This is a genomic window from Streptomyces sp. NPDC051173, from assembly GCF_040689515.1.
GTDB lineage: Bacteria > Actinomycetota > Actinomycetes > Streptomycetales > Streptomycetaceae > Streptomyces.
The window spans coordinates 1-13,013 of the sequence record NZ_JBFBBD010000124.1 but is presented as its reverse complement, the minus strand read 5'-3'; the positions used below and the strand labels follow the sequence as shown (position 1 = coordinate 13,013).

General features: G+C 71.3%; 2 protein-coding genes. Both read right to left on the bottom strand.

Annotated features, from left to right (window positions below; genetic code table 11):
* Nucleotides 1–1,988, bottom strand: a 1,988-nt coding sequence (locus tag AB0435_RS33155; protein ID WP_366428643.1) for a type I polyketide synthase, incomplete at its 3' end; no start/stop codon positions are given.
* Between the two features lie 44 nt (nucleotides 1,989–2,032).
* The gene (locus AB0435_RS33150; protein WP_366428644.1) at nucleotides 2,033–13,009 is read right to left on the bottom strand and encodes a type I polyketide synthase; all 10,977 of its coding nucleotides are present in this window, start codon (nucleotides 13,007–13,009) and stop codon (nucleotides 2,033–2,035) included.
* Nucleotides 13,010–13,013: the final 4 nt, after the last annotated feature.

Sequence of the window (13,013 nt, the reverse complement as noted above, 5' to 3'; positions counted from 1 at the left end):
AGGGAGAGCGCGCCCGCGACACAAGCAGCCGCTATCTCACCCTGCGAATGCCCGATGACAGCGGCCGGCTCCACACCGGTCGAACGCCACACCTCGGCCAGCGAGACCATCACAGCCCACAACACCGGCTGCACCACATCAACCTGCTCAAGCCAGGCAGCGTCATCACCACGCAGCAGACCAGTCAACGACCAATCCACATACGGCGCCAACGCAGCCGCACACTCAGCGGCCCGCTCCGCGAACACCGGCGACGAGTCCAGCAGTCCGGCAGCCATGCCGACCCACTGCGACCCCTGCCCGGGGAAGACAAAGGCCGCACGGCCATCCGCCCCGGAGACACGACCCCGCACCACACCCGGGACCTCACGCCCATCCGCCAGAGCGCTCAAACCATCCCGGTGTCCTGCCAGGACCACGGCCCGGTGCTCGAACACACCCCGGTCGGTCGCCAGTGAGAAGCCCACGTCCAGCGGCGACAACTCCCCCACATGCGCGAGCAGCCGCTCCGCCTGCGCGCCCAGCGCGCTCTCCGAACGGGCCGACAGCACCCACGGCACCACCGGCGGCTCGACCCGCGCCGGCTCCTCCTCGGCCGCCGTCGCGGGCGCCTGCTCAAGGATCACGTGCGCGTTCGTCCCACTGACACCGAACGCGGACACACCGGCTCGGCGGGGCTCGTCGGCCGCCGGCCACGGCGTCGCCTCGGTGAGCAGCTCGACGGCGCCCTCCGTCCAGTCGACGTTCGGCGAAGGCTCATCGACATGCAGCGTTTGCGGCAGCACACCATGCCGCATCGCCAGCACCATCTTCATGACACCGGCCACGCCGGCGGCCGCCTGGGTGTGGCCGATGTTGGACTTCACCGAGCCCAGCAACAGCGGCTTGTCCTCGGGCCGTTCCTGCCCGTACGTGGCCAGGAGTGCCTGGGCCTCGATGGGGTCGCCCAGGGTCGTGCCGGTGCCGTGCGCCTCGACGGCGTCCACCTCGGCGGCCGAGAGCCGGGCGTTCGCCAGCGCCTGGAGGATCACGCGCTGTTGGGAGATGCCGTTGGGCACGGTCAGGCCGCTGCTGGTGCCGTCCTGGTTGACGGCGGAGCCGCGTACGACCGCCAGCACCGGGTGGCCGTTGCGCTGTGCGTCCGACAGGCGCTCTAGAAGCAGCATGCCGACGCCCTCGCCCCAGCCGGTGCCGTCGGCGGCCGCCGCGAAGGGCTTGCAGCGGCCGTCGGGGGCCAGGCCGCGCTGGCGGCTGAACTCGACGAACAGCCCGGGGGTCGTCATCACCGTGACGCCGCCGGCGAGGGCCAGTGAGCACTCGCCCTGCCGCAGGGACTGCACGGCCAGGTGCAGGGCGACCAGCGAAGAGGAGCAGGCGGTGTCGACGGTGACCGCCGGGCCTTCGAGGCCGAAGGTGTACGAGAGCCGGCCGGACATCACGCTGGCCGCGCTGCTGGTGGCGAGGTAGCCCTCGACGCCCTTCGGGGCCTGGCGCAGGGCCTCGATGTAGTCCTGGCCGTTGGTGCCGACGAAGACCCCGGCCTTGGTGCCGCGCACCGAGGCGGGTGCGATGCCGGCCCGTTCCATCGCCTCCCAGCCGGTCTCCAGGAGCAGCCGCTGCTGGGGGTCCATGGCCAGCGCCTCGCGCGGCGAGATCCCGAAGAACCCCGGGTCGAAGGCGCCCGCGTCGGACAGGAAGGCCCCTTCCTTCACGTACGAGGTGCCGGGGCGGTCGGGGTCCGGGTCGTAGAGCTCGGCGAGGTCCCAGCCGCGGTCGGCCGGGAACGGAGCCACTGCGTCCGCTCCTTGGGAGAGGAGGTCCCACAACTCCTCCGGAGACCGGAGGCCTCCGGGGAAACGGCAGCTCATCGCGACGATCGCGATCGGCTCGCGGGGCTTGTCCTCGGCGTCGCGGAGACGGCGCTGCGTCTGCCGCAGATCGGCCATGACCCGCTTCAGATACTCGACAAGCTTCTCTTCGTTCGACATCTACCCTTGCCCCCTCAAGGAAACCAAACGGTTCATGATCATTATTAGGCATCCCCGAGTTCGCGGTCGATGACGTCGAAGAGCTCGTCGACCGACACACTTTCGAGATCGTCCACGGCGTCGTCCGGTTCCGTTTCCGTGCCGGACGCGGCACCGGTGTCGTTCAGCTTCGCGAGCATGGACTGGAGCCGGACCACCGCCTTGGTGCGTGCGATGTCGTCCTGCGGCAGCCCGGTGAGCACGGCTTCGAGACGGTCGATCTCCGAGGGCAGCGCGTTCTCCGGCGCGCTGCTGTCCGGTGCCAGCTCGCCCATGAGGTGGCGGGCCAGCGCCGTGGGCGAGGCGTAGTCGAACAACGTGGTGGGCCGCAGCCGCAGCCCGGTGGCCGCGTTCAGACGGTTGCGCAGCTCCACCGCGGTGAGCGAGTCGAGCCCCATCTCGAAGAAGCCGCGCTCCGCGTCGACGCCCGCCTGTGTGGCGTATCCGAGGACCGTCGCCGTGTTCCTGCGGATCAGGTCGAGCAGCACCGACTCCCGCTCGGCGGCCGGGAGGGCCACCAGGGTATCGGCGAGCGCCGAGGTGCCCTCGGCGGCGGAATCCGCCTCCGGGAGGCCGTCGACCGTCCGGTGCAGCTGCTTCACCTCGGGGATCTCGCCGAAGAGCGCGCTGTTGCGGGCACCGTCGAGTTCCTTGGCGAACCGCGACCAGTCGACGTCGGTGATCACCGGGCAGGCGTCGGAGCCGGTGAGCGCCTGCTCCAGGGACTTCAGGGCCAGTTCGGGGTCCATGGGCGGCAGACCGAACCGCTCCATACGACCGCTGACCATGCTGTTCTGAGCCGCCATGCCGTCGTTGGCCCAGGGGCCCCAGGCGATCGAGGTCGCCGCGAGACCCTCACTGCGCCGCAACTCCGCCAACGCGTCGAGATAAGCATTCGCAGCCGCGTAGTTGGCCTGTCCGGCACCGCCGACCGTCGCGGAGAACGACGAGAACAACACGAAGGCCGAGAGATCCATGTCTTGGGTCAGCTCGTGCAGATGACGTGCCGCCTCGGCCTTCGCCCGAAGGACGTCCTCGAACCGGGCAACCGACTGCCCGTCGAGCACACCGTCGTCCAGCACACCGGCCGTATGCACCACCGCAGTAAGCGGAACGTCGGACGGGATCTCTTCCAGCAGGCCAGCCAGGGCCTCACGGTCACCGACATCGCACGCCACGACCGACACCCGCGCACCCAACGCGGCGAGCTCCGAGCACAGTTCCTCGACACCCTCAGCGGCCGGACCACGACGCGAGACCAGCATCAGATGCTCCGCACCCGCACCGGCCAGCCAACGCGCCACATGCCGGCCCAGACCACCCGTACCACCCGTGACCAGCACCGTCCCCGACACACGCCACAACCCACCCGGGGCACTGGACGACGCGGGGACCATCCGGCGCCCGAAGACCCCGGCAAACCGCACCGCCACCTCAGCCTCACCGGACTGAAGCACACCGGCCAGACGCTCCACCGAGCGCCCATCGAGGGTTTCGGGAAGGTCGATCAGACCGCCCCACCGATCGGTGTTCTCCGTGGCGACGACCCGGCCGAGACCCCATATCTGTGTCTGGTCCAGGTCCGTCACACGCTCGTTGGAGGTGACAGCAACCGCGCCCCGCGTCACACACCACAACGGAGCCGCGATGTCAGCGTCGCCGAGGGCCTGGACGAGAGCCAACGTCAGCGCAACAGCCGTCGGCACCGAGCCGAACACCGCATCCCGGCCGCCCGCGAGCGCCAGCAACGACACCACGCCGGCGAAACCGGACTCCGACCGAAGGAGCCCAGCAATCACCTCACGGTCAGCACCGGACACCTCCACCACCACCGGCCGCGCACCACGACCAGCCAGACCAGCCACACACTGACCAACCCACGTGTCACCAGCCAGACCAGCCGGAACAACCACCAGCCAATCACCAGACAGCAACCCAGCCGACTCACCCAGCGACGACCACGTCACCCGGTACCGCCAGTTGTCCGACGCCAGCCGCTCACGGTCACGACGGCGCCAAGCGGACAGCACCGGCAGCACCGCCGCCAGCGACTCACCCGCCGTGTCGCCCGCGGAAAGCTCCAGCAGCCCCGCGACCTTCGAGGCGTCCCCGCGCTCCACCGCGTCCCAGAAACCGGCGTCGGCCGTTTCCAGGGCGTCGGGCGAGGCTTCCCGGAGCTCGGCGCCGGGCACCTGCACCCAGTACCGCTCCCGCTGGAAGGCGTACGTCGGCAGTTCGACCGGACGCGCCGACCGACCGACGCGCCGGTCCAGGACCGCCGCCCAGTCGACGGCCACGCCCCGGACATGAGCCGAGCCCGCCAAGGTGAGCACACTCTCGACCTCGTCACCCTGCGCGCGCAGCGCCGGGATGAACGCGCTCGTGGCAGCGGCCTCTTCGGACAGGCACTGCTCACCCATAGTGGACAGCACCTGATCGGGACCGAGCTCCAGGTAGGTCGTCACGCCCTGGCCCGCCAGGCATGCGATGCCGTCGGCGAAGCGGACGGTCGCGCGGACGTGGCGCACCCAGTAGTCGGGATCGCATACCTCTTCGGCAGTTGCGAGCGCGCCGGTCAGGTTCGACACCAGCGGGAAGCGCGGCGCCTCGTACGACAGCTCCTCGGCGACCTTACGGAAGTCGGCCAGCATCGGCTCCATGAGCGGAGAGTGGAAGGCGTGCGAAACCCTCAGGCGTCGCACCCGACGGCCTTCGGTCCGCCAAGCCTCCTCCAGCTCCGCCACCGAAACCTCGGCGCCGGAAACCACCACCGACGACGGCCCGTTGACAGCGGCGATATCCACATCGGTGTGATCGGCGAGAGCGGTACGGACGGAGGTCTCGTCCGCCTCCACCGCCAGCATCGCCCCACCGGCAGGCAGCGCCTGCATCAACCGACCACGCGCCGCCACCAACGCACACGCATCCGCCAGCGACCACACACCAGCCACATAAGCGGCCGCGATCTCACCGATGGAATGCCCGGCCACATAGTCCGGCTTCACACCCCACGAAGCCGTCAGCCGATAAAGGGCGACCTCCAAGGCGAACAGACCGCACTGCGTGAACACCGTCTCATCAAGAGCGTCGCCGTCCTCGAACACAACCTCACGCAACGGTCGTTCCAACAAGCCGTCGAACTCCGCGCACACCTTGTCAAAGGCTTCAGCGAAGACAGGGAAGGCTTCATACAGCTCCCGGCCCATCCCGGCCCGCTGACTGCCCTGACCCGAGAACACCAACGCCAACTTCCCCGACGCCGGCACACCCCGGACCACACCGGCAGCGAGCTCGCCCGAGACCACCGCGTCCAACCCGGCCTCGAAGCCGGCCCGGTCCGCGGCCAGCACCACCGCACGGTGCTCGAACACCGAACGGGCCGTGGCCAAGGAGAAGGCCACGTCAAACGGCTCAACGGTTTCGTCCCGCGTCAACGACAGCAGCCGCTCCGCCTGACCCCGCAACGCCGCCTCGGACTTCGCCGACACCACCCACGGCACCACAGACACCGAGTCCACCGGAACAGCAGCCGGAACCTCCAGCTCCGGGGCCTGCTCCAGGATGACGTGCGCGTTCGTCCCGCTGATGCCGAAGGACGAGACACCCGCCCGGCGAGGCCTGCCGCTCTCAGGCCACGGCGTGGCCTCGGTCAGCAGCTCCACCGCACCAGCCGTCCAGTCCACATGCGACGACGGCTCGTCCACGTGCAACGACCGCGGCAGCACACCGTGCCGCATCGCCAGCACCATCTTCATGATCCCGGCAACACCGGCCGCCGCCTGCGTATGACCGATGTTCGACTTGATCGAACCCAGCCACAACGGCTCGTCCTCCGGCCGGTCCTGGCCGTACGTCGCGAGCAGCGCCTGGGCCTCGATCGGGTCACCCAGCTTCGTACCCGTGCCATGCGCCTCGACCGCGTCGACCTCGGCGGCCGACAAGCCGGCGCTGGCCAGCGCCGCGCGGATGACCCGCTGCTGCGACGGACCGTTCGGCGCGGACAGGCCGTTGCTCGCGCCGTCCTGGTTCAGCGCGGAGCCCCTGACCACGGCGAGGACCTGATGGCCGTTGCGCCGCGCGTCCGACAGGCGCTCCAGCAGGAGCATGCCGACGCCCTCCGCCCAGCCGGTGCCGTCGGCCGCCGCCGCGAACGGCTTGCAGCGGCCGTCGGGGGCCAGGCCGCGCTGGCGGCTGAACTCCACGAACGCGACCGGGCTGGCCATGACCGTGGCGCCACCCGCCAGGGCGAGCGAGCACTCGCCCTGGCGCAGCGCCTGTGCCGCCCAGTGCAGGGCGACCAGGGACGACGAGCAGGCGGTGTCGATGGTCACCGCGGGGCCCTCGAACCCGAAGGTGTACGAGATGCGGCCGGAGGCGACACTGCCCGCGTTCCCGGTCATCAGGTAGCCCTCGGAGGCTTCACCTGCCTGCTGCACCGCGTCGCCGTAGTCGTGGTAGGTCAGACCGCAGAACACGCCGGTCTGGCTGCCGTGCACCGACACCGGATCGATCCCGGCCCGCTCCAGCGCCTCCCACGACGTCTCCAGCAGCAGCCGCTGCTGCGGATCCATCGCCAGCGCCTCACGCGGCGAGATCCCGAAGAACGCGGGGTCGAACTCACCGGCGTTGTAGAGGAATCCGCCCTCCCGTGCGTACGCGGTGCCCTTGTGGTCGGGGTCAGGGTGGTAGAGCCCCTCCAGGTCCCAGCCACGGTCCGTGGGCAGGCCGGACACGGCGTCCCCGTCGTTGACGAGGAGCTGCCACAGTTCCTCGGGCGTGCGTACGCCGCCCGGGAAGCGGCAGCCCATGCCGATGATGGCGATCGCGTCGTCGTCGGAGTCGGTCCGTGCCGCCGTCGCCTGCCGGTTCCGGAGAGCCGTCGACCGCTGGTCGTCCTCGGTCCGCTCCGGGCCCATCACCTCGCCGAGGATGTGGCGGGCGACTGCGGCCGGGGTCGGGTAGTCGAAGACCAGCGTGGCCGAGAGCCGGAGGCCGGTCGCGGCGTTGAGGCGGTTGCGCAGTTCGACCGCGGTGAGCGAGTCGAAACCGATCTCCTTGAACGCGCGCCCCACGGCGACCGCTTCCGCACCCGTGTGACCGAGCACGGCCGCCACGTTGTCGGTCACCAGCTCCAGCAGGACGTCTTCCCGCTCCGCCGGCGCGAGGCCGGTGAGGCGCCGCACCAGGGCGGGGGTCCCGCTGTCGTCGGCGGCCGTGACGACCCGGCGGGCCGGGGCTCCGACGAGGTGCCGAAGGATGGTGGGCACGGTGCCGGGCCGTGCGTGTGCGCGCAGCACCCCCACGTCCATGCGCGTCGGCACGAGGAGGAACTCCCCCGTCGTCCGCGCCACGTCGAACAGCGCCAGTCCCTCGTCGGCGGGCAGCGGTGTCATGCCGAACCGCGCCATGCGGGCCATGTCGACCTCGCCCAGGTGACCGGTCATGTCACTGCGCTCGGCCCAGAAACCCCACGCCAGCGACACACCGGCGAGGCCGTGGGCCCGGCGGCGTGCGGCCAGGGCGTCCAGGAACATGTTGGCCGCCGCGTAGTTGCCCTGACCGGCGGCCCCGAAGGTGGCGGCCGCCGACGAGAACAGCACGAACGCCGACAGGTTCATGTCCGCGGTCAGCTCGTGCAGATGCATGGCCGCGTCGGCCTTGGGGCGCAGCACCGCGTCCAGCCGGTCCGGCGTCAGCGACTCGGCCATGCCGTCGTCCAGCACACCGGCCGCGTGCACCACGCCACGCAGCGGGTACTCCGCCGGAATCCGTGCCAGCAGGCCGGCCAGCGCCTCGCGGTCCGCCACATCGCACGCCTCGAAGATCACACGGGCGCCCGACGCGGTGAGTTCCTGCTCGAGTTCGTCGGCTTCCGGGATGTCGCGGCCCCGGCGGGAGACCAGGACCACGCAACGGACGCCGTGTTCGGTCACCAGGTGCCGCGCCACGAGACGTCCCAGGACGCCGCTCGCGCCGGTGATCAGCACGGAGCCGTCGGTGTCCCAGGCGGCGCCCGAACCGGTCGGGGCGTCGTGGGTGGCGGGGACCGTCGCCCTCATCAGGCGCGGGACGCACGTGCGGCCCGCCCGTACGGCGATCTGCGGCTCATCGGTGGCGAGCACGGCCGCGAGCGCGCTGTGCGTGCCGTCCGTGTCCTCGTCCAGGCCGGCGTCCAGGTCGAGCAGGACGAAGCGGTCCGGGTGTTCAGCCTGTGCCGACCTGACCAGGCCCCACACCGCGGCGGCGGCCAGGTCCGGCACGTCCTCGCCGGGCTCGGTCGCCACCGCGCCCCGGGTCACGAAGGCCAGCCGCGAGTCGGCGAACCGCTCGTCGGCCAGCCACACCTGAAGGGCCTCCAGCGCGCGGTGCGCCGCCAGGTGCGCCGTACCCGCGAGGCCGTCACGCACACCGGTCCCGGAAGTGGAGTCGGCGAGGAACGGCAGCAGTACGACCTCCGGGGCCGCGCCGTCCGGTACGTCACGCAGGTCGGCGTACACGCCGGCCCGGTCGGCGTCCCGGCCGAGCAGCGTACGGAGCCCGTCCGCGTCGGGACCGACGACCGCCCAACGGGCGCCGCGGTCCCCCGGACCGGCCTGGAGGGGCCGCCACTCCACCCGGAACAGCGACTCGTGGGGCACCTGCCCGACGGTGATGTCGTCCGGCGTGACCGTACGGGTGGTCACCGCGTCGACAGCGGCCACCAGCTGTCCGGCCTCGTCGGCGAGCAGCACCGAGACGCCGTCCGGCGCCCCGGGCGTGAGCCGCGCACGCAACGTGGTCGCGCCGGTGGCGTACAGCGTCACTCCGCTCCACGCGTACGGGAGCACGGCCGTACGGTCGTCCGCGTCCGGGCCGTCAACGGCGTGCAGGACGGCGTCGAGGAGCGCCGGGTGCACGACGAACCGGTCGGCGTCCGCGTGCCGGTCCTCCGGCAACGCCACCTCGGCGAAGATCTCCTCGCCCTTGCGCCACGCCTGCCGCAGGCCCTGGAAGGCGGGGCCGTACGCCAGGCCGTCGGGCCGCTCCTCGTAGAACCCCGCGAGGTCGACCGGCTCGGCGCCCGCCGGGGGCCACTGGCCGAGACCGGCCGCTTCAGCGGCCACGGGCGCGCCCGGCGCGAGGACACCGGTGGCGTGCCGGGTCCAGGCGAGGTCCGCCGCTCCGTCCTCGAAGCGCGAGTAGACGTTCACCGTGCGGCGGCCGGAGTCGTCCGGCCCGCCGACAGCCAGCTGGAGCTGGACCGCCCCGCTCTCGGGGAGCACCAGCGGTGCCTCCAGCGTGAGCTCCTCGACGCGGTCGCACCCGACCGCGTCCCCGGCCCGCAACGCCAGCTCCACGAAGGCGGAACCCGGCAGCAGCGGTGTGCCGAAGAGCGCGTGGTCGGCCAGCCAGGAATGCGCCCCCATCGACAGCCGGCCCGTGAACAGATGCCCGTCCGACTCCGGCAGCATGACCGCGGCGCCCAGGAAGGGATGGTCCGCGGCGGACAGCCCGGCCGACGTGACGTCGCCCCGCGAGGCCGCGGACGGTTCGATCCAGTAGCGCTGGTGCTGGAAGGCGTACGTGGGGAGGTCCACGAGACGCGCGCCCGTGCCGTCGAAAAGGCCGGCCCAGTCGACGTTCGCTCCGCCGACGAAGGCTTCGGCGACGGAGGTGAGGAAGCGGCCGAGGCCCCCCTCGTCACGACGCAGGGAACCGACAGCAGTGATGTTGTGGGCTTCGGCGGTCTGCTCGATGCCCATGGTCAGGACCGGGTGGGCGCTGGACTCCACGAACAGTCGGAAACCGTCGTCCAGGAGCGCCTGGACGGTGTCCTCGAAGCGGACGGTCTGGCGCAGGTTGCGATACCAGTAGGCAGCGTCGAGCGTGCCGGTCTCCAGCACACCACCAGTCACCGTCGAATAGAACGGCACCGACGCCGGACGCGGAGAGATACCCGCGAGGTCACGCAACAGCGCGGCCTCGATCTCCTCCACGTGCGCGCAATGCGAGGCGTAATCCACCGCCACCCGCCGGGCCCGAATGCCGTCCGCCTCACAACTGGCGAGGAGTTCATCGAGGGCGTCGTTGTCACCGGAAACAACCACCGTGGCGGGGCCATTGACCGCAGCCACCGCGAGTCGGCTGTCCAGCCGCTCCTCGACGGCCTCCACGTTCAAGGAGACCGAGACCATTCCGCCACGGCCGGACAGCGCCCGCAGAGCCTTGCTCCGCAGCGCCACCACCTTCGCCGCATCCTCCAACGACAACGCCCCGGCCACACACGCGGCCGCGATCTCACCCTGCGAATGACCGATGACAGCCGCCGGCTCCACACCGGTCGAACGCCACACCTCCGCCAGGGAAACCATCACAGCCCACAACACCGGCTGCACGACATCGACCTGCTCAAGCCAACTGGCGTCCTCTGAGCGCAGCAGACCAGTCAACGACCAATCCACATACGGCGCCAACGCAACACCGCACTCCGCGATCCGCTCCGCGAACACCGGCGACGAATCCAGCAGATCAGCAGCCATACCGGCCCACTGCGACCCCTGCCCCGGGAACACGAACGCCGCACGGCCGTCCGACTCCGCGGCACGGCCCCGCACCACGCCGGGCACGTCGCGGCCGTCCGCCAGAGTGTCCAGACCGTCCCGGCCTCCCGCCAGCACCACGGCCCGGTGTTCGAACACACTGCGAGCGGTCGCCAGGGACAAGCCCACGTCGAGAGGCGCCAGCTTCCCCACGTGCGTAAGCAGCCGTTCTGCCTGCTCCCGCAACGCAGCTTCGGACTTGGCGGACACCACCCACGGCACCACCGGCAGCTCGACCCGAGCCGACTCCTCCTCGGCAACCACCACGGGCGCCTGCTCAAGGATCACGTGCGCGTTCGTCCCGCTGACGCCGAACGACGACACACCCGCCCGGCGCGGTCGGCCCGTCTCGGGCCACGGAGTGGGGTCGGTCAGCAGACGAAGCGTGCCGGACGACCAGTCGACGTGCGGCGTGGGCTCGTCGACGTGCGGCATCTCGGGCAGCACGCCGTGCCGCATCGCGAGCACCATCTTCATGATGCCCGCGACACCGGCCGCGGCCTGGGTGTGGCCGATGTTCGACTTGATCGAGCCCAGCCACAGCGGCTGGTCACCCGACCGCTCCTGGCCGTACGTCGCGAGCAGCGCCTGGGCCTCGATCGGGTCACCCAGCTTCGTACCCGTACCGTGCGCCTCCACCGCGTCGACCTCACCGGCCGTGAGCCCGGCGCTCGCCAGCGCGGCGCGGATGACCCGCTGCTGCGACGGGCCGTTCGGCGCCGTCAGGCCGTTGCTCGCACCGTCCTGGTTGACGGCGGAACCACGCACGACCGCCAGAACCTGGTGGCCGTTGCGCTCCGCGTCCGACAGGCGCTCCACCAGGAGCAGGCCGGCGCCCTCGCCCCAGCCGGTGCCGTCGGCCGCCGCCGCGAACGGCTTGCAGCGGCCGTCGGGGGCCAGGCCGCGCTGACGGCTGAACTCCACGAAGCCACGCGGCGACACCATGAGCGAGACGCCGCCCACGATCGCGAGCGAGCACTCGCCCTGCCGCAGGGACTGCGCCGCGAGGTGCAGGGCGACCAGCGAAGAGGAGCACGCGGTGTCGACGGTGACCGCCGGGCCCTCCAGGCCGAAGGTGTAGGAGATACGTCCCGAGACCACGCTGGCCGCGTTGCCGGTGGCGACATAGCCCTCGGCCACTTCGGGGGCCTTGTCGGCGAGGGAGACGTATTCCTGGCCGTTCGTGCCGATGAAGACGCCGGTGCGGCTGCCGCGCACCGCGCCGGGGTCGACGCCGGCCCGCTCCCAGAGTTCCCAGGCGGTCTCCAGCAGCAGCCTCTGCTGCGGGTCCATGGCCAGTGCCTCGCGGGGCGAGATGCCGAAGAAGTCGGCGTCGAATCCGCCCACTTCGTCCAGGAAGGCGCCCTCGCGGACGTAGCTCTTGCCGAGCGCGTCGGGGTCGGCGTCGTACAGCCCTTCCAGGTCCCAGCCGCGGTCCGTCGGGAAGGGCGAGACGGCGTCCTCGCCGTCGGCGAGCAGGTTCCACAGCTCGTCCGCGGAGCCGACGCCGCCGGGGAACCGGCAGCTCATCGCCACGATCGCCATGGGCTCGTCGTCCGCCGCCACCGTCGCCGGGAGCGCCGGGACGGCTTCGTCGTCACGCGAGCCGAGCAGTTCGGTGAGCAGGTGGTCGGCCAGCGCGGCCGGTGTGGGGTAGTCGAAGACGAGCGTGGCCGAGAGCTGCGTCTCGGTGGCCTCGGTGAGCCTGTTGCGCAGGTTCACCGCGGTCAGGGAGTCGAAGCCGATCTCCATGAACGCACGGCCCGGGGTGATCGCCTCGGCTCCCGCGAATCCGAGTACGGCGGCGACATGCGCCCGTACGAGCTCCAGCAGGACGCGGCGCTGTTCGGCCTCGGGCAGCCCGCGCAGGCGGGCGGCCAGGGCCGATGCCCCGTCGGCGAGTGCCGCGTCGGCTTCGGTCACCTCGGCCGGCTGCCCGACCTCCGGGATCCCGCTGAGCATGCGGGACAGCTGCCGGGCCTCGAAGGTGCCGACGAAGCGCTTCCAGTCGGCGTCGACGAGGGCGACCGCGGTGTCTTCGGCAGCCAGCGAACGTTCGAGGGCCGTCACCGCGAGCCGCGGATCCATGGGGACCATGCCGGTGCGGCGGAGGGTACGCCCGACCTCGGCGCTGCCGACGGCCATGCCGTCGTCGGCCCAGGGGCCCCAGGCGATCGAGGTCGCCGGGAGACCCTCACCACGGCGCAACTCCGCCAGCGCGTCGAGGTAGGCATTCGCTGCCGCGTAGTTGGCCTGACCGGCACCGCCGACCGTCGCGGAGAACGACGAGAACAACACGAACGCCGAGAGACCCATGTCTTGGGTCAGCTCGTGCAGATGACGTGCCGCTTCGGCCTTCGCCCGAAGGACATCCTCGAACCGGGCAACCGACTGCCCCTCCAGAACA